The organism is Streptomyces sp. PKA51, from assembly GCF_057552455.1.
Genome location: NZ_BAAJPZ010000002.1, coordinates 563138 through 586297, shown reverse-complemented (window position 1 = coordinate 586297; position 23160 = coordinate 563138). Strand labels below are relative to the sequence as shown.

Below are 23160 nucleotides of genomic sequence, written 5' to 3'. Positions count from 1 at the left end.
TCACGCTCCGTCACCCGCAGACACGTGCACAGCAGCGGGCTCGGCTCCTCGGTGTACCTCTCCATCGCTCTCCTCCTCCCAGGTGCCGGGCAGCCGGTGGACCATGCCGGGCACCTCGGCCCGTTCCCGCAGCTCGGCGCGGCGGATCTTGCCCGAGGGCGTCAGCGGCAGCCGGTCGGTGAACTCCAGCAGCCGCACCCACTTCTCGCGGGGCAGCTCCTCGACGACCCGGCGGAAGACGGCCTCGGCGCAGGCCGCGTCCGCGGCGTGGCCGCGGGCGGGCACCACGTACGCCTTCGGCTCCCACAGACCCACCGGGTGCGGGACGGCCACCACCGCGGCGTCGGCGACCAGCGGGCTGCGCAGCAGGGCGCGTTCGAGCTCCAGTGGCGAGATGCGGTGGTCGAAGGACTTGAACATGTCGTCGGTGCGGCTGAGGTAGCCGAAGCTGCCGTCCTCGTGCCGCACCACCAGGTCGCCCGTGTGGTAGACGCCGCCCTCGAAGGCGCGGGCCGTGCGCTGCGCATCGCCCGCGTAGCCCGTCATCATGCCGGCGGGGCGCGGGTCCAGGCGCACGCACAGCTCACCCGGGGTGCCGTCGGGCACCTCGCGTCCGCTCTCCTTGTCGATCAGCACCAGGTCGTAACCGGGCAGCGCCCAGCCCATCCGGCCCGGCGTGATCCTGCGCCCCGGGGGATTGCCGATCTGGGCGGTGGTCTCGGTCTGGCCGAAGCCGTCGCGCACCGGCATGCCCCAGGCGTCGTGGACGGCGTGGAAGAGGGCCGGCTCCAGCGACTCGCCGACGGCCGACGCCTCCCGCAGATGCGCCGGCCGCTCGCCCAGGCCCTGCTGGACCATGCCGCGCCAGACGGTCGGCGGGGCGCACAGCGTGGTGATCTCATGGGTGCGCAGCGCGTCGAGGACCGTGGCCGGCCCGGGCCGCGGGTCGGCGAGGACGACGATCGTGGCCTCGGCGTTCCACGGCACGAAGAACGAGCTCCAGGCGTGCTTGGCCCAGCCGGGCGCGGAGACGTTCAGGTGCAGGTCGCCCGGGCGCACACCGTTCCAGTACATGCCCGACAGGTGGCCGACCGGGTAGCTGAGGTGGGTGTGCTCGACCATCTTCGGCCGCGAGGTGGTGCCCGAGGTGAAGTAGCGGAACAGCGGGTCGCCGGAGAGGGTGACGCCCTCCGGCGTGAACTCCTCGGGTGCGGTGTACGAGGCGGCGAACGGCAGCCAGCCGGGCCGGTCGTCGCCCACCGCGATGCGCGTGCAGTCGCCGGCGATGCCCGCGAAGCGCTCCACCAGGGAGGAGGCGGCCACCACGTGCCGGATGCCGGCCCGCTCCACCCGGTCGGCCAGGTCGGCCGGCGTGGTCGTGGTGTACGTGGGGACGACGACGGCCCCCAGCTTGATGGCCGCGAGCATCACCTCCCACAGCTCGACGCGGTTGTCCAGCAGGAGCAGCAGCGGGTCGGCGCGGCGCACGCCCAGCGCCTGCAGCCAGCACGCCACCTGGTCCGAGCGGCGCGCCATGGCGTCGAAGGAGTGGTCGGTGACGCCGGCGGGACCCAGGACCCGCAGGGCGGGGCGGTCGTTGCCGCGGGCGATCACGTCGAACCAGTCCAGCGCCCAGTTGAAGCGCTCCGGCCGGGGCCAGCGGAAGAGCCGCCGGGCCGTATCGAGGTCGTCGCGGTGGTCGAGCAGGACGTCGCGTGCCTGCCGGAAGGCGCGCGTGGCCTCGCTTTCGTGCAGTGTCATTGCCGGTGGTGCCTTTCGTGGTGGGAAGGGTGGGGGCTAGCCGTGCGCACGGGACTCGGGCCCGGCGAGGGCGGCCTGCGCGGCGACGAGCGACTGGTGGCTGCGGGGGACGTCCCCGGCGGCGAGCGGGGCCAGCACGTCGCGGGCGACGGTGTCGGCCACCTTCATGAAGTCGGTGGCCACCCCCGGGCGGCCGTTGCCGATCTGGGTGAACCAGCGCACGTGCTCGGTCGGGATGCCCAGGGCGTACAGGCCGGGGTGCACGCGCCCCTCGGCGTCGCGGACCCGGAAGGAGCCCTCGACGACGTCGATGCCCCCGGTGGCGAACCGCGTGCCGGACGGCTCGTCGGTGTTCACGAACTCGCGGACGACGCCCTCGGCGAGCAGCTGGCGCGTCAGCGGCGAGGTGTCACGAGGCAGGGACGGGGTGGGGATGCGGGCGTCGATCAGCACCTCGGCCGTCCGCTCCGAGCCCGCCACCTGCGGCGATCCGACGACGAAGCGGCCGGCGGCGGCGTCGGTGGTGAATTGGGTGCCGGGCCCGGCGACCTCCACGACGCCCGCCTCCATCAGCGCCATCAGCTGCTCGGTGCGGATCATGGGCGGCCCGGCGGAGAGCAGGGCGTTGACGGGCACGTAGTCGCGCAGGAACGCATCGCGGTGCGAGTGCGGCAGCAGTCCGCCGTAGTCGATGGCCCAGCGGACGATCCCGCGCAGGTCCCGCAGGGCGTCCAGGGCGGCCTTCAGCGGACCGTCCACGGTGCCCAGCGCCGCCTCCGCCACGTCGCGCCGCAGCACACCGAAGAGGCGCTCGCGCCACTGCAGCGGGCTCTCGAACGACTCGCCCTCGAAGGGGCGGGCCAGGGCCCACAGGTCCAGCGGGGGAACGTCGTCGAGGCCGGCCTCCTTGAGCAGGACGGAGGTGTCCTCGTCCGCGTGCAGCATCCGCGCGTGCGCGCGGGCGAACTCCTGCGCCGCCTCCTCGCCGGAGCGCATCCGCACGTACGTCGTGCGGTAGACGTGCTCCACCTCCTTCAGCAGCAGCGGCAGCAGGTCCTCGGCGAAGTCCAGCAGCGCGCTGCCCGTCGCCTCGCGCCGCCGGGCCCGGGCGGCCGCGACGGCCTCCTTCGTCAGGAACAACGCCGGGTGCACATGGCCGGGATCCTTCTGGCTGCGGCCGCGCGCCGGGATGGGCAGGCCGCTGCGGGAGCCGGCGACGATGCGGGGTTCCCGCCCGCCGGGCACGTACCGCAGCCGGCCGTCCTCCCCGCGCGTGAAGGCGCCGCCGCGCCCGACGGTCAGCGAGAGCACGACGTCGTAGAAGGACAGCCCCAGCCCGCGCACTGCCACGGTGGCCCCGGCGGGAACGGCGGAGGCGAGGTCCATGTCGGCGGCCGAGTCGCCGGCGATGTAGGCGAGGCCCGGGTGCTCGGCGGCGAAGGCGTGCATGGTCCGGTCGAAGTCGTCGGGCTCGTTGCGGGGGTGCCCGGTGGCGAGCACGACCTTGTGCGCCGTGAGGGTGCGGGAGTCCTCCAGGGTCACCCGGTACGCGCCCGGCGCTGCCGGACGCACGGCGGTGACCCGGCCCTGCACGGAGAACAGGCGCACGTGCGCGGGGAGTTCCTCGGCGATGGTGCGGTGGACGAAGCGCAGGTAGCGCCCGTAGTCGAGGCGGGAGGCGAAGTCGTCCGGGTCGGGGGCCGGGCGCTCGGCGGCATCCGGCGCGTACGTGCCGAGCCACTGGCCGAGCGAGGGCCCGGCGCCGGGACGCGGACGGCCGCCGTCGGGCTCGCCGGAGAACATGGTGACCTGCCCGATGACGGTGTTCATCGTGTACCAGGGGTCCTGGTCGGTGCGCCACACCCGGCCGGCCCCGACCTCCACGGCGTCGACGGCGTAGATGTGGACCGGATGCGGTGCGGTGCCGGCGTCGCGCAGCAGGACGGCGAGGCGCTCCAGGACGGAGACGCCCCGCGGCCCGGTGCCGACGACGACGACGGTGTAGGGGACGGGCGGCTGTGCGTGGCTGTTCACTGCGACTCTCCTAGTGCCCGGTGGGGTGCGGTGCGCGCCGCACGGGGCGGAAGGGGTGGGGGAACGAGAGGCTGGGGGAACGGGGGCGAGGGCGCGGCGCGGGCGTCAGACCCGGGCGAGGGCGGCGTGGTCGAAGGCCGACTGCACGTGCGAGAGCATCCCGAGGAGGTCGTCCGCCCGCAGCCGCGAGGTGCCCGGCGGCGCCTGGGCGCGGATCGGCATGGACCCCACCGAGAACCAGCGCAGCCGGCCGTCGCCGTCGATCCAGCTGCGCGAGCGCTGGGCGTTGTCGGCGTGCAGGCAGTACGGCACGTCCAGATAGCCGCGGGCGAACGCGGCGACCAGCGCCCGCCCCACGTCCGCATCCAGCTCCAGGACGGCCTCCACCAGGGCCCGGGCCTCCTCGTACACCCCGTCGTCGGCCACGGCGGCGGGCCGCGGGCCGTACGCGGCCGCCGCCCGGGCCGCCTCCGTCAGCGCCAGGACGTTGTCCTCGACGGTGGGGATGCGGTGGGCCTCCGCCGGGGTCTTGACGATCAGGCGGTCCACCCCGGTGTGCGCGGCCAGGGCGGCACTGTGCCGCAGCAGGGCCAGCGCACCGGCCTCGGTGCGGGGGAAGACGCCCATGTACGTGTACAGGACCAGGTGCCAGCGCGAGCGCGTGAGCATCTCCCCGGCCAGCCGGCGCAGCGCGGCGATCGCCGCCGCGTCCTGGCCGAAGTGGGTCTGCTGGGCGTAGCTGAGGGAGATGTCGCGCAGCCCGTGCTGTTCGAAGAACAGCCCTTCGAGCACGGTCATCGCCACCAGCAGGCCCGGTGGGCACAGCTGGCCCAGCAGGCAGCCGCCGAAGCTCTCCAGGTGGGCGGTGGGCGAGCGGGCCGCGAGCATCTCGCAGCACCGCGCCCACGCCCGCACCGAATGCGCCAGCGGCGTACGGCTGTAGGGCAGGCAGTACGAGACGGGGCCGCCCTCGGTGGCGTCGAGCCCGGCGTCGAGCAGCGCGGCGAAGATGTCCAGCGGCAGCGACGAGCCGTGCCGGACCTGCAGCGCGAAGTGCCGCCCGCCGCCCAGGCCCGCGGTCATCTCCCGCGTGGCCGCGGCGCCGTGGGCGACGAGCGGATAGCCGTTGAGGCTCTCCCCGCCGGCCAGGGCCCGGCGCGCGGAGGCGTGGTCGCCGACCCTGGTGTAGCTGTCCAGGGTGATCGTGCCGACGGTGCGCACCGGCACGTCCCGCACGGCCTCCAGCCCGCGCCGCATGGCCGGCCGGGTGGTGAAGCCCATGCGCGGCTGGACCACCAGCTCGCCCGCCGCCCGGGCCGCCGCGACCGCCGCCCCGAAGGACGGCACGGCCGGCACGAAGCCGCCGGACGCCGCGGGGGCCGCGCTCACGCCACGCCCGCCAGGGCCGGCACCGCCGGCAGCAGCAGGGCACCGTGCGGGTCGAGGTACGCGCGGAAGTCCTCGATGGCGTCGTCGCCCTCGAAGACGGCGGTGAAGCCGGCCGCCAGCAGCTCGGGCCCGTACCGGCCGGCGCCCGCGCCCTCGGTGCCGAGCTTGCCGCCGATGACGACGGGCAGCGCCGCGAGGTCCGGCTCGCGCCGCAACCGGCCGATCAGGCGCCGCCCGTCGAGGAAGCCGTGGCCGTTGACGCTGCTGATGACCACCAGGTCCGGGCGCAGCCGGCGGCACTCGCCCAGCAGGAGGTCATCCGGCACGCAGGCGCCGGCGTTGTGCACGTCGTGGCCCATCTCCTCCAGCAGCAGCTGGAGATAGACCAGATTCCAGGTGTGGGAATCGGAGGAAACGCTGGAGACGAGGACTCGCAGCCCCTGGCGGGGCACGGTGAATTCCCGGTCGGATATGACCGCAGGAGAGGACATGGAGGTTGACTCCCGTGGAAGGAAGGGGGGTCGGCGACGCCGTGCGCGCACGGCCTTGTGGCCGTGGGGCGTTCATGCGGACGCCGCCCGTGAAGATCCCGTGGTCCGGCATCGTGAGAATAAGCCCCGGCCCCCGCGGCTCCGCTCCTTCAGCAAGCTGCAATGCAGCTTCATGACCGTGATCCGCACTGGATACGGCAACTTCGGGCGGCCCAGAATCATGCCGACCCCCCGACCGAACAGGGAGCTTTGGGCGATGAGTTCGACAGAAGCAGCAACCGGCATGAAGCCGTTCGAGGCGGACGAGAACGGCATGCGTCCGGTGGAGGTCCACTGCCACGGCTTCGGCGACGTGGACTTCTCCGACTTCACCCGCGTGGACCTGGCCCGCCTCGACAAGTGGTGTGCCGGGGAGGGCGTGCTCGCGCTGCCCACCATGTACCTGCACCGCGACCGGCTCGCGGAGTTCGAGCAGTTCATGCGCCGCTATGCGCAGATGCGGGCCGACGGCCTGCTGCCGCACGTACCCGGCGTGGCCCTGGAGGGCCCGCTGCTCTCCCACCGCGGCGGCACCCCGACCTCCACCGTGTGGGCACCCAGCCGCCAGGAGTGGGAGCGCCTGGCCGCCCTCGGCGACCACGGCCTGGTCTACACCGTGGTCTCTCCCGACGCCTACTCCCCGGAGTCCGTCCTGCAGGACGACCCCAACCTGCGCACCAGCGACTTCTCCTGGATCGTGCCGACCCTGCTGGCCCACGGCGTGCGCCCGGCCCTCGGCCACTTCACCCGCGACAACCCGCAGCGCAGCGCGGACACCGTGGACGCCATCGTGGAGACCGCCTACCAGTCGGAGTGGAACGGCACCGGTGTGCGCGTGACCACCGACCACCTCTTCAACGACATGCCGCTGAACATCCGGCACGCCTTCCGCACCGAGCGGGCCCGCCGCGAGCGCGACCGCATCATCGAGTCGTACGACGTGCCCAACTGGACGCTGGACAACATCAGCGAGATCGCCGGCCCCGTGCCCGGCGCCATCATCAAGCAGGCCGTCAACTGCCGCATCGCCGCCTGCATCAACTTCGACGGCGAGCACGTGGACCTGGCCCTGGCCACCCGCGCCGTCCAGCTCATGGGCCCGCGCAACGCCATGATCATGACCGACCGGTGCGACTCCGCCCGCCTCGGCGGCCGGCCGCTGCACCACACCGGCGACAACGGCCTGTGGTACGAGGAGAACGGCGTCGTGGCGGCCGGCTCCCAGCCGCTCGCCCGGCACATCGCCAACGCCAAGGCCAACGGCCTGTCCGACCAGGACATCCAGTACCTCATCACCCGCACCGCGCACCGCACCTTCGGCATCGCCGCGGACGCGATGGTGGCGGCGGCCTGACGACCGCCCTTCCCCCCGACGGCGCGGCCGGCGTACCCCCGGCGCCGGCCGCGTCCCCCCGCACGCCGGGAAACCGGTGGTACGGCCTCGGCGCAAAACCCCCGGGAAATCCCCGGAAACCCCCTGGAGGATGGGGCCTTGTTCGATCACATCGCGGACGCGATGAAGCAGCCGGATGTGGTCCGGCTGGACCGTGACACTTATGTCCTGCGCTTCGAGATGATGAAGCTGTATTCCGCTCTCGAAGCCGTCCGCCATCTTCTGGCGACCGGAGTCGTCAAACCGGGCGATACGCTCATGGACAGTTCGAGCGGCACCTACGGCTATTCCCTGGCACTGGCCTGCCACAAATACGGAATGAAATGCCGGATCGTCTGCTCGACGAAGGTCGACGACAATGTCCGGCGGCAGTTCGAGATGCTGGGCGCCGAGGTCGATCAGGTCCGGGTGCCGCCCGGTCCGCTGGTCGACAAGATGGACCAGGGCGCCCGGCTGGCCCGGGTGGCCGAGATCCTCGAGACCGAACCCGGCGTCCACTGGATGCGGCAGTACCACGACTCCGTGCACTACCTGGGCTACCGCGAGTGCGCCCAGTTCCTGAACAAGGAGTTCGGCGGCGAGCCCTTCACCCTGGTCGCCGGCGTGGGCACCGGCGCCGCCTCCGGCGGCCTGACCACCGCCCTGCGGGAACTCAACGGCGACGTCCGGCTGGTGGGCGTCGAACCCTTCGAGAGCGTCACCTTCGGCAGCGACCCCGTCGAGGACCCCGTCGCCAGCATCTCCGGCATCGGCAGCCCCATCGTCATGGGCAACGTGCGCCACGAACTGTTCGACCGGGTGCACTGGGTGGGCTTCGACGCCGCCGTGAGCGCCACCGTCGAACTCTTCAGCCGGCACGGCGTCTACGCCGGGCTCTCCTCGGGCTGCAACTTCCTCGCCGCCCGCTGGGAGGCGGCCCGGGAGACCGGGCGCCCCTGCGTCTTCCTCGCCGCCGACACCGGGCACCGCTACGCCGAGAACGTCTACGCCCGCCCCGGGGCGCTCGACCACGGCGTCCTCGACCTGGCCCCCCGGTGCATCGACTCCCTCGACCAGCTGGCCCTGCCCTGGTCGGTCATGGACTGGGACCGCCGGCCCTTCCACCACCACCTCAAGGAGCACGCCCAGTGAACACGCCCTCGGGACGGAACATCATCGCCCTGGAGTGGCTGCAGTTCGGCCTCGGGCGCCTCGTGGCCGCGGCCGCCGAGGAGGGCCTGACCGTCCACCTGCTGACCTGCGACCGGCCGGAGTACCTGCACGAGCTGTCCCTCGTGCGCAGCCCCCACCTGGTCGTCCACGACGTCAATACCCACGACGTGGGCGAGGTCGTCGCGGCCGTCCGCCGCATCGGCGACGTGGCGGGCCTGGTCAGCACCACCGACACCTGGAGCCTGGTCGCCCTCGCCGTGCGCGAGGAGCTCGGCCTGGCAGGCCAGGACCCCGCCGGCGTGCGCCTGGTGCGCGACAAGGCCCGGCTGCGCCGCCGGCTGTACGAGCACGGGCTCTCCCGCGCCGACGCCTCCCCCCTGGCCCCGGACGACGACGCCCGCGCGGTCGCCGCCCGCGTCGGCCTGCCCCTGGTCCTCAAGGACAGCGCCGGCACCGGCAGCAAGCACGTGTGGCTGGCCCGCACCTTCGAGGAGCTGACGTCCGCGCTGGAGCAGATGAGGCGCTCCTCGCTGCGCGGCCGGCCGACCGCCGAGCCGTACTTCCTCGGGCCGCTGTACAGCATCGAGACCCTCACCTGGGAGGGCCGCACCCGGGTGCTGGGCGTCAGCAGCCGCATCCTGTCCGCGCCCCCCGTGGTGCGCGAGGAGGCCCTCGCCTTCCCCGTCGCCCTGCCGCCCGCCCTCGCCGAGGACGCCGCGGCATGGATCGAGCAGGTCCTCAAGGCCGTCGGCTACACCGAGGGCTTCGCCCACACCGAGTTCATCCTGACCGACGACGGCTTCGAGGTCGTCGAGATCAACCCCCGTCTCGGCGGGGGCCTGCTCGGCGAGCAGATGTGCCGCACCCTCGGCGCCAACATCTACGGGGCCTTCGTCGACCTCGCCCTGCGCCGGCGCCCCGCCCTGCTGGACGCCCCGCTCACCCCGCGCCACGGAACCGCCCACGCCCGCGTGTACGCCCCCTGCACGGGCCTGTTCACCGCCTGCGAGGGCGAGGAGCTGCTCGACGGCCACCCGGGCGACCCCGCCCTGTACCCCGCCCTGCCGCCCGGCACGGTCGTACAGGCCACCTCCCACCAGGACGGCTGCGTCGCCGTGGTCTTCGCCCACGGCGCCACCTCCGAACTGGCCCTGCAGAACGTCCTGTCGGCCGCGGCCGAGATCACCGTCCGGATGGAGGGGGAGTGCCGTGACTGACCGCGCCCCGCACCTGCTCGTCCTCAGCGGCTGGGCCGGAGTCGTCGAGACCGCCCTGTCACTGGGCTTCGACGTCAGCTTCATCGGCAACACCGCCGACTTCTCCGCGCGCGACATGGAGGTCCTCGACCGCTGCCGGTTCGTCGCCCCCATCCCCGCCGAACAGGTCGTCGCCTGCCTGAGCGCCGCCCGCCGCTTCGATGCAGACCACCGGCTGGACGCCACCGTCTCCTTCGGCGAGTTCGGCCTGGAGAGCTGCGCCGTGATCGCCCACGCCCTCGGCATCCCCGGCCTGCCGCTCGAATCCGTGGCCGTCACCCGCTACAAGGACCGGATGCGCGAGATCCTCGCCGACCACCCCGAGCTCGCCCTCGGCTGGGCCCGGGTCGCCGGCGCCGGGGACCTGGAGAAGTTCCACGCCCGCCACGGCCTGCCGCTGATCGTCAAGCCCGTCGCCGGGTCCGGCAGCGTCGGGGTGCGCCAGGTCACCACCCCCGACGAGCTGAGCGCCCTGCTGGAGGACTCCGCCTTCTGGCTCAAGGGCCCCTACATCGCCGAGGAGTTCATCGAGGGCGACGAGCTCTTCAGCGTGGAGACCGTCACCCTCGGCGGACGGCACGCGGTCGCGGGCGTGTCGCTGTGCCGCCTGGCGGCGCACCCCAACCCCGCGATCACCGAGGTCTGCGTACCGCCGCCCGCCCCCCACGACCGGCACGTACCGGCCCTCGCCCGCACGGTGGTGTCCTTCCTCGACGTCATCGGGCACACCTGGGGCCTGACGCACACCGAGCTCAAGATCGCCCGCGACGGCCGACCGGTGATCATCGAGTCCCAGACCCGCATGGGCGGCTACCGCCTGTTCAAGATGGTCGAGCACGCCGGCGGCGTCGACGAGATCGCCACCGCCCTGCGCAGCCTGCTGCCGGGCGGCCGGGACGTCACCTCCCCCCACCTGCCGCCCACCCACGCGATCGGCATGGTCGTCTCGCTGATCCCGCCCGCCAAGCGCATCCGCCGCACCGCCGACCCCGAACTCCTGCGCGCCATCGACGGCGTGGACGACTTCGAGATCGACATCCGGCCCGGCGAGGTGCCGCTGCCCGTCGCCGCCAACACCAAGCGGCCCGGCCTGATCTGGCTGCACGTGCCCGACGAGGCCGCCGCGGAGGCGACCAAGCAGGAGATCTCCCGCACCTACTGGGTCGAGTTCGAGGACGGAGATGTCTGGCACCCGTCGTTCTGAGCTGTGGGCGCAGCTGACGGGCCTGCCCGTCACCCTGCGCTTCCTGCTCGCCACCTCGTTCTTCATGCCGCTCGCCAGCTTCATGGTGCTGCCCTTCCTGGCGATCCTGCTGCACGAGCGCATGGGCATGGCCATGGGCACCGTCGGCCTGCTGCTGGGCGTGACCTCCTTCCTGCAGTTCGCCGGGGCGCTCGGCGGCGGCCTCGTCGCCGAGCGCATCGGACTGAAGACCACCATGGTCACCGGGCTCGCCGTCCGCACCAGCGGGTTCGCCCTGTTCGCGGTCGGCCTGTCGGTGCCGCGGCTCGCCGTCGTCGCCGTCCTGCTCACCGCCGTGGGCGACGCGCTGTACTCGCCGGCGAACAAGGCGTTCGTCGTGGGCGAGGTGCCCGAGGAGCACCGGCCCGTCCTGCTGTCGCTGAACAACTCGGCACTGAGCACGGGCATGGCGCTGGGCACCCTGATCTCCGGAGTGCTCATCGCCACCTGGCCGTTGCTGGTGTTCACGGTGGTCACGGCGATGTTCGCCACGCTGACGCTGCTGCACGCGGTGCTGCTGCCGCGCGCGTCGGCCGCCCGGCCCACCGCGGGCGGCTCACGCGCCGACTGGGCACGGGCCTTCCTCACCCCGCCCGCCCTGGTGGCCTTCGTGACCGCCTACGTCTTCTGGTTCTTCCAGAACTACCTCGGCGTCTTCGTCACCGCCGGGCACCCGGCCTTCGTCTACAGCCTGGCCCTCGTCGTCAACAGCGCCCTGGTCATCCTCGGCCAGCCGCCGGCGGCCCGCTGGATCGGCCGGGTGCGCTACCCGGTGGCCGTCGCCGTCGCCTTCCCCGCGTTCACGCTCGGCCTGCTGGCCTTCGCGCAACCGGGAGTGCCCTTCGTCATCGCCGGCACCGTGCTGATGAGCATCGGCGAGGGCGTGATCTTCCTGAAGAACGAGCTGGAGGCCCTGGCGGCCGTCCCCGGCCGGCCGGTGCTCGCCGTCGGCAGCCAGCGCCTGGCGCTCGGCCTCGGCTCCTTCACCAGCGGCATCGCCGGCGGCCAGCTGTACGCCGCCGCCCAGTCCGGCGGCGCCGCCGAGGACTTCTGGCTCTACGCCGCCGTGCAGGGCCTGCTCGCCGCGGGCCTCGTCGTCCTCCTCACCGCCCGGCCCGCCCGCCGGGACCGCACCCCCGTCCCCGCCCACTCGTCCGAGGGAAGTGGATCGTGACCCAGACCGCCGACGTCCCCGTGCCCGCAGCCCCGCTCCACAAGGAACCCTTCGTCAGCGGGGAACTGCCCGGCCCCCGCAGCGCGCAGCTGCTCGAACGGCAGAGCCGGCGCGAGTCCAACGCCCGCAGCTACCCCCGCCGGCTGCCGATCGCGATCCGGCGGGCGAGCGGCAGCTTCGTCGAGGACCTCGACGGCAACGTCTTCCTCGACTTCCTCAGCGGCGCGGGCGTGCTCTCGCTCGGCCACAACCCGCCCGAGCCCCTGGCCGCGGCCCATCGCCAGCTGGACGAGCTGGTCCACGGCCTGGACTTCCCCACCCCGGTCAAGGACGAGTTCACCGACCTGACCCTCGGGATGCTGCCCGACGCCATGCGCGACCGCACAAAGATCCACTTCTGCGGGCCGACGGGCGCCAACGCCGTCGAGGCCGCGCTGAAGCTGTGCCGCACGGCCACCGGCCGGGAGGAGATCATCGCCTTCCAGGGCGGCTTCCACGGCAGCACCCTGGCCACCCTGTCCCTGACCGGGCTCGTCGAGCAGAAGGCACCGGTGCGCGGCCGCATGCCCGGCGTGCACTTCTTCCCCTACCCCCACTGCCACGACTGCCCCCTGGGACTCGAGCGCGACACGTGCGCCGTCAACTGCGCCACCTACCTGGAGCGGGCACTGACCGACCCCAACGGCGGCATCCCGCTGCCGGCGGCCGTCATCCTCGAACTCGTCCAGGGCGAGGGCGGCGTCATCCCCGCCGACCCGGTCTTCGTCCGCCGCCTGCGCGAGCTCACCCGCGCCCTGGACATCCCGCTCGTCGTCGACGAGGTGCAGACCGGATGCGGCCGCACCGGCACCTGGTTCGCCTTCGAGCAGTACGGCATCGAGCCCGACGTCGTCGTCGCCTCCAAGGCCCTCAGCGGCCTGGGCCTGCCCGCCGCGGTCATCCTCTACGACGAGCGGCTCGACACCTGGGCCCCCGGCGCGCACACCGGCACCTTCCGCGGCAACCAGGTCGCCTTCGCCGCCGGCGTCGCCGCCATCAAGACCGTGCGGCGCGACGGCGTCCTGGCCAACGTCCGCGACCGCGCCGAACAGCTCACCCGGCACCTGGAGGACCTGCGCGGCCTGACCGACCGCGTCGCCGACGTCCGCGGCCTCGGCCTGATGCTCGGCGTCGAGCTCGCCGACCCGGTCACCGGCCGGCCCGCCTCCGCCCTGGCCGGACGCGTCCAGCGCGAGGCCCTGCAGCGCGGACTGATCGTCGAACTCGGCGGTCGCGACGACGGGGTGGTGCGCATGCTGCCGCCCCTGAACTGCACGGCCGAAGAGGTCGAGACCGCCGGCCGCATCCTGCGCGAGGCCCTCGCGGCCGCCCTGGCCGCCCCGCTCGCCCACGCCGCCCCCACCAGCCACTGAAGGCCCCTCATGGACCAGCTCATGGACACCGGCCGGCCCGCGCCGGCCGCCGCCGACCTGCCCGTGACCCGGCTGCGCTGGGCGATCAGCCTCTTCTTCGCCCTCGACGGCTTCGTCTTCGCCGGCTGGGTCGTGCGCATCCCCGCCATCAAGCAGCAGACCGACGCCTCCGCCGGGGCGCTCGGACTGGCCCTGCTCGGCGTGTCGGTGGGCTCGGTGACCACGATGCTGTTCACCGGACGGCTGTGCCGCCGCTACGGCAACCACCCCGTCACGGTGGTCACCGCGGCCCTGCTGTCGCTGTCGGTCGCCCTGCCCCCGCTCGCCGGCTCCGCGCTCGCCCTCGGGCTGGTGCTGCTGGTCTTCGGCGCCGCGTACGGTGGGCTCAACGTCGCCTTCAACGCGGCCGCCGTCGACCTGGCCGAGGCCGTCCGGCGCCCGATCCTGCCCTCCTTCCACGCCGCCTTCAGCGCGGGCGGCCTGGCCGGCGCCGGCCTCGGCGGGCTGCTCGCCCCCCACCTCGGCCCCCGGCCGCACCTGTTGCTGCTGACGCTGATCGGCCTGCTCGTCACCGCCCTCGCCGGCCGCGTCCTGCTGCGCTCGCCCGCACCGCCCCCCGGCGGCGCCGCGGCCCGCGCCGCGCAGGGCGGGCAGGGCGGCGCGGGGACACCGGCGGGCCGGATGCGGCTGTTCCTCACCGTCTACGGCCTGATCACCCTGTGCACGGCCTACGGTGAAGGCGCCCTCGCCGACTGGGGCTCGCTCCACCTCGCCGAGGACCTGCACACCGGGCCCGGCGTCGCGGCGGCCGGCTACGCCTTCTTCGCCCTGCTGATGACCTTCGCCCGGGCCACGGGCACCCGGCTCCTCGAACGCCTCGGCGGCACCCCCGTCCTGGTCGCCGGCGGCCTGCTGGCCGCGGTGGGCATGCTCACCGCGGCCCTGGCCCCCCAGCCGTGGCTGGTGTTCGCCGGCTACGGGCTCACCGGACTCGGCCTCGCCAACGTCTTCCCCGTCGCCGTCGGCAGCGCCGGCGCCCTCGGCGGCTCCCACGGCGTCGCGGTGGCCTCCACCCTCGGCTACACCGGCATCCTCCTCGGCCCGCCCTCGATCGGCTTCCTCACCGAGGCGTTCGGCCTGCCCCGGGCCATGACGACCATCGCCGCCCTCGCCGCCCTCGCCGCGCTGCTCGGCCACCTGCTGGAACGCGCCCGGCGCCACCGCGCACCGGCCTGAGGGACGGCCCCCGCCCACCGCGCACCCGCGCCGCACCACCTGCCACGACCGAAGGAGGCCCCATGGCCGTCAAAGGATGCATGTTCGACTTCTCCAGCACGCTCTTCCACCTGGAGGACGCCGAGACCTGGCTCGGCGCGGTCGCCGCGGACTTCGGGCTCGGCATCGGCGAGGACGACGTGCGCAGGTGGGCGGCGCGGCTGCGGGAGTTCGGCGCCGTGCCCGGTGGCCCGGCCCCCACCGCCGCCGGCCCCGAACTGATGCGGCTGTGGGAGGAACGGGACCTCGACGTCGTCCGGCACCGGGCCGCGTACACCGGTCTGCTGCGCGCGGCCGGCCTGCCCTGGCCCGAGCTCGTCGAGCCCCTCTACGAGCGCCACATGACCCCGCCCGCCTGGCAGCCCTACCCCGACACCCTGGAGGTGCTGCGCACGCTGCACGAGCGCGGCGTGCCCGTCGCCGTGGTCAGCAACATCGGCTACGACCTGCGGCCGATCCTGCGCCACCACGGGATGGAGCAGTACGTCGACGCCTTCGTGCTCTCCTTCGAGCACGAGATCCAAAAGCCCGACCCGCGGCTGTTCCGCATCGCCTGCGACCTCCTCGGCCTGGCCGCGCCCGACGTCGCCATGGTCGGCGACGACCGCGTCGCCGACGCCGGGGCCGCCGCCCTCGGCTCGCCCGTCCACTTCGTGGACCCCCTGCCCGTCGCCGAGCGGCCCGGCGCCCTGCGCGCGGTGCTCGCCCAGCTGCTGTGAACGGCGCCGGGCCGCCGGCCCGGCCGAATTTCGGAACGGACGGAAAGACACCACCGCCATGCCCCTGACCACCGACGCCCCAGCCCCCCGCATCGCCCTGGTCGGCGCCACCGGCGCCGTCGGCACCACGCTCATCCGCCTCATCGAGGAGCGCGGCTTCGCCTACCGTGACGTACGCCTGGTCGCCTCACCGCGCTCGGCCGGCCGCGAACTGAGTGTCGACGGCCGCCCCTACCGCGTGGAGGCCCTGGACACCTTCGACTTCTCCACCGTCGACCTCGCCTTCTTCTCCGCCGGCAGCTCCGTCAGCCGCGCGTGGGTGCCCGGCGCCGTCGCCCAGGGCGCGCTCGTCGTCGACAACACCAACGCCTTCCGGATGGATCCGGCCACCCCGCTGGTCGTCCCGCAGGTCAACGCCCACGAGCTCGACCGGCGCCCGGACAGCGGCATCGTCGCCAACCCCAACTGCTCCACCATCCCGCTCGTGCGGCTCCTGCGGCCGGTCGCCGACCGGTGGGGCATCCGGCAGGTCGTGGTGAGCACCTACCAGGCCGCCTCCGGGCGCGGCCACTCCGGCATCGCCGAGCTGCAGGAGGCCAGCCGCGTCACGCTCGCGGACCCCGCCGCCCCGGCACCGGCCGAGGAGTTCACCCCCACCCTCGCCTTCAACGTGATCCCCTTCATCGACGAGCTGCTGGAGAGCGGGTTCACGCTGGAGGAGCAGAAGATGCTCCAGGAATCCCGCAAGATCCTCGGCCTGCCCCACCTGGACGTGACCACCACCTGCGTGCGCGTCCCCGTCGTCAACGGCCACTCCGAGGCCGCCTGGGTGGAGTGCAACGACGTCGTCGACCGCGACGAGCTCGTCCGCCTGCTGGCCGCCGAGCCCGAGGTCACCGTCCACGACGCGACCACGCCCGGCGCCTTCCCCACGCCGCGCACCGCCGGCGAGCCCGACCACGTCCACGTCGGCCGCGTCCGCGTCGCCCCGCACAACCCGCGCGGCTTCTGGATGTGGGTCGTGGCGGACAACCTGCGCATCGGCGCCGCCCTGAACGCCATCCAGATCGCCGAGGCCCTCACCGAGCGGGGCGTGCTGTGAGCGCCGCGGACCCCTCCCGCACGCCCGCCGTGCTGAAGTTCGGCGGCTCCAGCTTCCCCCGCCCCGCCGCCTACGGCGAGCTGGCGAAGGAACTGGCCGCCCGCGTCGAGGCCGAGGGCCGGCCGCTGGCCGTCGTGGTCAGCGCCATGCCGGGCGAGACGGAACTGCTGCGCGCACGGCTGCACGAGGCCGACCCCCGGCCCACCGGCGACCGCGTCGCCGGTCTGCTCACCCTCGCCGACACCGTCAGCGCCCACCTGCTGGCCGCCGCCCTGAACGCGGCCGGCCGCTCCGCCACCGTCCTGGCCGGGCACGAGAACGGGTTCACCACCGATGAGACGTTCATGTGGGCCCGACTGCAGCACATCGACCCGCAACCGCTGCGGCGGGCCGCCGCGGCGCACGACGTGGTCGTCGTCCCCGGCGGGCAGGCCGCCGACGGGCGCGGCCGGCCCACGTGGCTGGGCAAGAACAGCTCCGACCTGTCCGCGGTCGCCGTGGCCGTCGCGCTGGGCGCCACCCACTGCGAGATCCACTCCGACGTCGAGGGCATCCACACCAGCGACCCGAACCAGGTCACCGGCACCCGCCTGCTGCAGCACGTCTCCTACCGGGACGCCGCCGAGATGTCCCGGCACGGCGCCAAGGTCCTGCACCGGCGGGCCGTGCGCCTGGCCGAACAGCACGGCGTCACCATCGTCTGCCGCCACAACACGCCACCCTTCGCACGCGGCACCGTCATCGGTGCGGGAGGGGCCGGGGCCGACGCCGTCGTCCTCAACCTGCGCTCCCTCGTCCTGGCCTACCCCGACGCGACGGCCGCGGACCGGGCGTTCGACGCCTTCCGCGCCGACGGCGTCGACGCCCTCCGGCTCGCGGACGGCCCCCGGGTCGCCGTCATCGGCGGCTACGTGGACCAGGAGGAGGCCCAGCGCCGCCACGGCCTGACCCCCGGGCGCGTCGCCGGCATCCCCGTCACGCAGATCCGCGGCGGCCGGGCCACCGTCCACGTCGCCGCGGACGAGGACGCGGCCGCGGCGCTCGCGCGCCGGCTCCACGCCGAACTCCCCCCGCCCACCACCGATTCCCCGGACCTCCCCCTCCCCGCAGGAGCACGCCCATGACCGTCCACGTCCCCGCGGCCGCCGCGGAAGCCACCCTCATCGAGATCGCCCTGCCCGACGACGTGCGCGACGGCCTGGGCGCGGCCCTGGCCGCCGAGGGCGAGCCGACCGCGGACATCGACCGGGCCATGACCCGCTACCTGCAGGTCTTCGCCCAGCTGCCCACCGCCGTCCTCCAGAGCATCCTCGACTTCGGCCGGCACTGCGACACCCCGGGCGTCGGCTACCTGCGCAACCTGCCCGTCGACGCGCACCTGCCCGCCACCCCGGCGGACGGCCGCCCCAGCCGCGAGAAGACCACCTTCGTCGCCGAGGGCGTGCTGCTGGGTCTGAGCGGCCTGCTCGGCGAGCCCGTCGGCTTCGCCACCGAGAAGGACGGACAACTGGTGCACGACGTCGTGCCGGTCCCGGGCGGCGCCATGACGCAGACCAACCAGGGCTCCTCCGTCTTCCTCAACTTCCACAACGACATCGTCCACGACGACGGCGGCCGCTACGACCTGGCCAGCCCCGACTTCCTCGTGCTCAGCTGCCTGCGGGCCGACCACGAGGGGGTGGCCGGCACGTACTACGCCGACGCCCGCGACATCTGCCGCGCCGTCGACGCGCAGACCCTGGAGATCCTGCGCAGCCCGCTGTTCCGCATGAACGCCCCCGGCAGCTACGTCCGTGACGTCGCCGGCGGCGTCGACGTGCTCTCCGACCCCGTCCCGATGATCAGCGGCCCGGACGCCTTCCCCGAGGTGTCCGCCGCGGCCAACGGCGTCCACCCGATGACGCCGGAGGCCCATGCGGCGCTCGACCGCCTGCAGGCGGCCTGCCGCCAGGTCGCCCACGAGGTCTTCCTGCGGCCCGGCCAGGCGCTGCTGATCAACAACCGCAAGGGCCTGCACGCCCGTTCGCGGTTCACCGCCCGCTACGACGGCCGGGACCGCTGGCTGCAGCGCACCTACGTGCGCCGCAACCAGTGGGACATCCGCCACCGGGCCGTTCCCGGCAGCCGCCGGCTCCACTGAGCCGCGCCCGCACCCCCCGACGAAGCCCCTCGCACGCCACAGGAAGAGGCCGACTCCCATGACCAACGTCGCCGTGATCAACTACGGCCCCCGGCTCGACTACCCCGCCATGTTCCCCGACGCGAAGGACCGGCTCCACGTCTTCAGCCACCACGAGCTGAAGAACACCGAGGGCCTGGCCCACTACGAGTACGTCGAGAACTGCGAGGCCGTGCCGTACCCGGAGCTGATGATCCGCCGCCTGGCGCGCGAGAAGCCCTTCACGCACATCATCACGGACAACGAGTACGACCTGGAGCGGGTGGCCCGCATGCGCGAGGACCTCGGCATCCCCGGCCAGTCGTCCGCCAGCGCGCTGTCCTTCCGCGACAAGTCGGTCATGAAGCGCGTCGCCGGGCGCACGGTGCCCACCGCCCGCTTCGCCCGGCTGGAGGTCTTCACCGACCTCACCGACTTCATCGACGTGACCGGCTACCCGGTGGTCGTCAAGCCCGTCAAGCAGGGCGGCTCGCGCGACATCTGCGTCCTGCGCGGCGACGACGACCTCGTCGCCTTCAGCCGCCGCCCCTGGCGCGAGGACCTCATGGCCGAGGAGTTCGTCGAGGGGCCGATGTACCACGTGGACGCCGTCCTCGGCCCCGGCTACCGCTTCGTGGCCTCCTCCCGCTACCTGCGCAGCTGCCTCGGCGTCTTCTCCGGCGAGAACAACGGCTCCGTGCAGCTGCGGCCGGACGATCCGTTCGCCAAGCGCCTGGAGGAGTACCTCGACCGGGTCCTGGAGGCGTTCGAGGTGCCCGAGGCCAGCGCCTACCACCTGGAGGTCTTCCACACCCCCGGGGACGAACTGGTCTTCTGCGAGATCGCCGCGCGCGTCGGCGGCGACCGCATCCCCGTCCTGACCCGCGCCACCTACGGCGTGGACCTGCACACCGCCGCCCTGCGCCTGTCGAGCGGCCTGCCCGCCGACCCCCCGACCACGGCCGCGCCCGCCGAGGTGCACGGCTCGGTGTCGATCCTCCCGCAGGGCCGCCCGGTGCGCCTGCCCGGCCGGCCGCCGTTCGACTGGGTGCACCACTACGAGGTCAACGAACAGATCGCGCCCGACGCGGTCACCCTCCACAGCGCCTCGTACCTGTGCTTCGTCACCGTCCGCGGCCGCGACGCCGCCGAGGTGGAGGAGCGGCTCCTGCAGGCCGAGACCTGGCTGATGGAGCACCTGGAAGACCTGCCGAGCGCATGACCACGAGAAAGGCGACCCCCATGGCCTACCGGATCCTCGTCCTGGTGTCCGAGGCGTACAAGTTCAAGCTGGACAACCACTCGATCATCCCCAGTGCCCTGTACCGCGAGGGCCACGACGTCCACATCGGTGACATCGACACCCTCTGCCTGCACGACGGCGTCGTCGTCTGCGACCGCATGCGCGTCTCGCAGGAGTTCGTCGCCGGCGGAGCATTCCCGCAACTGAGCGAGTCCTACGCCTCCGCCGAGGACTTCGACCTCGTATGGGTGCTGGCGGGCACCCACCCCGAGGCCCTCACCGACTACTTCCAGCTGCTGTGGCTGCTCAACCAGCGCGTGCCCTTCGTCAACGACGCCACCGCCCTCTTCTACCTCAACTCGAAGATCAACCTCGGTGCTCTGGTGCCCCGGGAGAACCTGCCGGAGTCGTATGTCTCCAACGACTACGACTTCCTCAACGAGCTCGTCGAGGCCGACCCCGACCGCTCCTGGGTCACCAAGCCCACCAACGGCGGCTGCGGGCAGAACGTCTACGTCGTCAACGAGCGCGACCGCAACCGCTCGGCCATGCTGGCGTCCGCCACCGGCAACGTCACCTCCCGCTACATCAGCTACGGCCGCGACATCATCGGCATGGCCAAGCGGTACACCGCCATCCAGGAGTACATCCCCAACGTCCGCGAGAACGAGAAGCGGGTGATCCTCGCGGGCGACACCCCGGTCACCGGCTTCCTGCGCTTCCACCGGGAGAACGACAACCGCGCCAACGCCACCGTCGGCGCCCGCTTCGAGCGGCTGACCCTCACCGAGGAGGAGGACGCCTTCCTGCGCCGTCTCGGCAAGCGGATGATGGACCACGGCATCTTCTACGTCGGCATCGACCTGGCCTACCCCTATGTGATCGAGGTCAACATGGAGAACCCCGGCGGCCTGAACTACCACCGGCGCGCCACCGGCGAGGACCTGTCCTCCGAGGCCGTCAACGCCGTCCTGGCCTCCCTGCGGGCGGCGGGCAAGATCTCCTGACCGGCACCGGGCCGGCCGCCTTTCCGGCCGGCCCGGCCCTCACTCCCCGACGTCGCGGCTGCGCAGGTCGGCCGCGGTCTCGCGGCGGACGAGCAGCCGGGCACGGCCGTCCGCGACCGCGACGACCGGCGGCCGGCCGACGAGGTTGTACGCCGAGGCCATCGACACCTGGTACGCGCCGGACGCCGGCACCGCGAGCACGTCGCCGGGGCGTACGTCCCGCGGCAGCTGCACGTCCTCGGCCAGCACGTCGCCGGCCTCGCAGTGCCGGCCGACCACGGTCACCGGGCGCGTGGGCTGTGCCGAGGCGCGGCCCACCAGCCGTACGGTGTAGCGCACTCCGTACAGCGCCGGGCGCGGGTTGTCGCTCATGCCGCCGTCGACGGCGACGAAGGTGTGCGCGCCGGTGTGCTTGACGGCGACGACGCGGTACAGCGCCACCCCGGCGGGCCCGGCGATCCAGCGCCCGGGCTCCACCGTCAGCCGGGGCACCGGCAGATCGGCGTGGGCGCAGCGCAGCGCCAGCTCGGCGGTGACGCGGGCGGCGTAGGCGGCCGGGTCCAGGGCGCTGTCGCCCTCGCGGTAGGCGATGCCGAAGCCGCCGCCGAGATCGAGCTCGGGGAAGGTGACGCCGTGGTGGTCGCGGATGCGGGCGAGGAGGTCGACCAGGCGCCGCACGGCGCCGGCATAGGGGTCGACCGAGGTGATCTGGGAGCCGAGATGGCAGTGCAGTCCGGCCAGTTCCAGCCGCGGTTGGCCCAGGATCCGCCCCACCGCCTCCTCCGCCTCGCCGCCCGCGACCGGCAGCCCGAACTTCTGCCCCTCCACCCCCGTGCGGACCGCCGCGTGCGCGCCCGCGGCAATGCCGGGCACCACCCGCAGCAGCACGCGCTGGCGCGCCCCGGCCGGGACCAGCGCGGCCAGCCGGGCCACCTCGCCGGCGCTGTCGAGGACGATGCGCCCCACGCCCAGCCGCAGCGCGGCGCGCAGGTCGGCCCGGCTCTTGGCGTTGCCGTGCAGGACGATCCGCTCGGCGGGGAAGCCGGTGTGGGCGGCGAGGTCCAGCTCGCCGGCCGAGCACACGTCGAGCGAGAGGCCCTCCTCCTCGACCCAGCGGATCATGGCGCGGGACAGGAACGCCTTGCCGGCGTACGCGATGTCCGCGTCCGGCAGCGCCGCCCGCCAGGCCCGGGCCCTGGCCCGCACCTCCGCCTCGTCGATCACGTAGACCGGGGTGCCGAAGCGGTCGGCGAGCTCGGCCAGGCCGACGCCGCCGACGGCCGGATCGCCGGGGGAGGGGACGGTGGTGGAGGCGGGCCACACCGGCGCGGGCACCCCGGGCAGGGGCGGCAACGACGGCAGGGCGGCGGGCGACAGAGGCAGGGACAGGGTCACGTCAAGGACTCCAGGGGCAGGAAGAACGAACGGCGAGCACCCGCGGCACGGGGGGCCTTCGGCCCGTAGGGGCGCGGGGGCTTCGGGGCATGTCCGGCGGCCCTTCGGCACGTGGCCACCACGGCGCCCCAAAGGGGCGCGGGGAACTGCGCGATCGGCCCGCGGCGGCCCGCAGCTGACACACCGCCCCGAGGCCCGGGCGATCCGCGGGCGCGTCGTGGCTGGTCGCGCAGTTCCCCGCGCCCCTACGGGGCGCCGTGGTGGCGCGCCGCACGATCCGCCGGGCACGGCCTACGCGGGCAGCGCCGGCAGGGAGGGCGCGGTGTCCTCCGGCGGCAGCGGCCGCACCGGGGGAGCGCTCAGTTGCGGGTCCACCGAGACCTCACGGACGCCCAGCGGCGCGGCCAGCGCCCGGACGGCCGGCAGGGACAGGCGCACGGTGGCCACGCCGGGACCCAGACAGTCCGACAGCCGTCGCCTGCTGCTGAAGGCGACGGCTGTCCGGGTGCCGAGCGGAGTGCGGAAGACGCGGAGGGCGAAGCCCCAGGGGCAGGGCCTGACGGGCACGTACAGGGGCTTCGCCGGGCCGGGATGGCAGGGTTCCCCGTCCTCGCCGGCGCGGCCGGCGGGGCTCTGCGGGGTGGGGGTGCCGGCGGCCGCGGCGACGGCGGCGGCCTCGGCCGGGGTACGGCTCACATGCATGACGTTCCTCGGGAGAACAGTCGGAAGGTCGGTCGGTTCGTCGGTCACGGTATGCCCGTTCCCGGCGGGGTCGTACGCCGCTTTGACAGCACATTGACCCTGCCCGGCCGTCCCTTGACGCGTTGCTGACACCGCCCGCGTTCCCCGCCCGGGAAGGAAACCACTCCCCCCGGGTCTGGTCCGCGGGCGATCACCGGCGCACGATGCTGGAGTGC

At 73.7% G+C, this 23160-nt stretch carries 19 protein-coding genes; 13 read left to right on the top strand and 6 right to left on the bottom strand.

Annotation, left to right across the window (positions count from 1 at the left end):
- The 4 genes from AC27L3_RS04990 to AC27L3_RS04975 form a co-directional block, all read right to left on the bottom strand.
- Positions 1-1755 (bottom strand): AMP-binding protein, encoded by a 1755-nt coding sequence (locus tag AC27L3_RS04990; RefSeq protein ID WP_487232814.1) that lies wholly within the window; start codon positions 1753-1755, stop codon positions 1-3.
- Positions 1756-1797: 42 nt separating this feature from the next.
- Positions 1798-3795, bottom strand: a complete 1998-nt coding sequence (locus AC27L3_RS04985; protein ID WP_487232777.1) for an FAD/NAD(P)-binding protein — start codon at positions 3793-3795, stop codon at positions 1798-1800.
- A 105-nt stretch (positions 3796-3900) separates the two neighbouring features.
- A complete protein-coding gene (locus AC27L3_RS04980; RefSeq protein ID WP_487232776.1) occupies positions 3901-5184 on the bottom strand; it encodes a methylaspartate mutase in 1284 nt (427 codons plus the stop codon).
- Positions 5181-5675 (bottom strand): cobalamin-dependent protein, encoded by a 495-nt coding sequence (locus AC27L3_RS04975; RefSeq protein ID WP_487232775.1) that lies wholly within the window; start codon positions 5673-5675, stop codon positions 5181-5183. The genes AC27L3_RS04980 and AC27L3_RS04975 overlap by 4 nt, the downstream gene beginning before the upstream one ends.
- A gap of 256 nt (positions 5676-5931) precedes the next feature.
- On the opposite strand from AC27L3_RS04975, the gene AC27L3_RS04970 reads away from it, so the two are divergent.
- The 13 genes from AC27L3_RS04970 (at position 5932) to AC27L3_RS04910 (ending at position 20848) form a co-directional block, all read left to right on the top strand.
- A complete protein-coding gene (locus tag AC27L3_RS04970; RefSeq protein WP_487232774.1) occupies positions 5932-7068 on the top strand; it encodes a hypothetical protein in 1137 nt (378 codons plus the stop codon).
- Between the two features lie 138 nt (positions 7069-7206).
- Positions 7207-8238, top strand: a complete 1032-nt coding sequence (locus tag AC27L3_RS04965) for a pyridoxal-phosphate dependent enzyme (protein WP_487232773.1) — start codon at positions 7207-7209, stop codon at positions 8236-8238.
- Positions 8235-9476, top strand: coding sequence for an ATP-grasp domain-containing protein (locus AC27L3_RS04960; RefSeq protein WP_487232772.1), 1242 nt, complete (start codon positions 8235-8237; stop codon positions 9474-9476). The genes AC27L3_RS04965 and AC27L3_RS04960 overlap by 4 nt, the downstream gene beginning before the upstream one ends.
- Positions 9469-10719, top strand: a complete 1251-nt coding sequence (locus AC27L3_RS04955; protein WP_487232771.1) for an ATP-grasp domain-containing protein — start codon at positions 9469-9471, stop codon at positions 10717-10719. Before AC27L3_RS04960 ends, AC27L3_RS04955 begins: the two co-directional genes overlap by 8 nt.
- Positions 10697-11932, top strand: coding sequence for an MFS transporter (locus tag AC27L3_RS04950; RefSeq protein WP_487232770.1), 1236 nt, complete (start codon positions 10697-10699; stop codon positions 11930-11932). The genes AC27L3_RS04955 and AC27L3_RS04950 overlap by 23 nt, the downstream gene beginning before the upstream one ends.
- Entirely contained in the window at positions 11929-13344 is a 1416-nt protein-coding gene (locus AC27L3_RS04945; RefSeq protein ID WP_487232769.1) for a diaminobutyrate--2-oxoglutarate transaminase family protein, read from the top strand. Before AC27L3_RS04950 ends, AC27L3_RS04945 begins: the two co-directional genes overlap by 4 nt.
- A 9-nt stretch (positions 13345-13353) precedes the next feature.
- Positions 13354-14580, top strand: coding sequence for an MFS transporter (locus AC27L3_RS04940; RefSeq protein WP_487232768.1), 1227 nt, complete (start codon positions 13354-13356; stop codon positions 14578-14580).
- A gap of 62 nt (positions 14581-14642) precedes the next feature.
- Positions 14643-15338: an HAD family hydrolase gene (locus tag AC27L3_RS04935; RefSeq protein WP_487232767.1), complete on the top strand. Its 696-nt coding sequence runs from the start codon at positions 14643-14645 to the stop codon at positions 15336-15338.
- A gap of 58 nt (positions 15339-15396) precedes the next feature.
- The gene (locus AC27L3_RS04930) at positions 15397-16440 is read left to right on the top strand and encodes an aspartate-semialdehyde dehydrogenase (RefSeq protein ID WP_487232766.1); all 1044 of its coding nucleotides are present in this window, start codon (positions 15397-15399) and stop codon (positions 16438-16440) included.
- A complete protein-coding gene (locus AC27L3_RS04925; protein ID WP_487232765.1) occupies positions 16437-17564 on the top strand; it encodes an amino acid kinase family protein in 1128 nt (375 codons plus the stop codon). Before AC27L3_RS04930 ends, AC27L3_RS04925 begins: the two co-directional genes overlap by 4 nt.
- Entirely contained in the window at positions 17561-18580 is a 1020-nt protein-coding gene (locus tag AC27L3_RS04920; RefSeq protein WP_487232764.1) for a TauD/TfdA family dioxygenase, read from the top strand. The genes AC27L3_RS04925 and AC27L3_RS04920 overlap by 4 nt, the downstream gene beginning before the upstream one ends.
- A 58-nt stretch (positions 18581-18638) precedes the next feature.
- Complete coding sequence (locus tag AC27L3_RS04915) at positions 18639-19820, top strand: ATP-grasp domain-containing protein (protein WP_487232763.1); 1182 nt, start codon at positions 18639-18641, stop codon at positions 19818-19820.
- Positions 19817-20848, top strand: coding sequence for an ATP-grasp domain-containing protein (locus AC27L3_RS04910; RefSeq protein WP_487232762.1), 1032 nt, complete (start codon positions 19817-19819; stop codon positions 20846-20848). The genes AC27L3_RS04915 and AC27L3_RS04910 overlap by 4 nt, the downstream gene beginning before the upstream one ends.
- Positions 20849-20887: 39 nt before the next feature.
- Here AC27L3_RS04910 and lysA read toward each other — a convergent pair whose 3' ends face one another.
- Both lysA and AC27L3_RS04900 read right to left on the bottom strand, forming a co-directional pair.
- Positions 20888-22243 (bottom strand): diaminopimelate decarboxylase, encoded by a 1356-nt coding sequence (gene lysA / locus AC27L3_RS04905; RefSeq protein ID WP_487232761.1) that lies wholly within the window; start codon positions 22241-22243, stop codon positions 20888-20890.
- A gap of 291 nt (positions 22244-22534) precedes the next feature.
- Positions 22535-22939, bottom strand: coding sequence for an SAV_915 family protein (locus tag AC27L3_RS04900; RefSeq protein ID WP_487232760.1), 405 nt, complete (start codon positions 22937-22939; stop codon positions 22535-22537).
- Between the last annotated feature and the right edge of the window lie 221 nt (positions 22940-23160).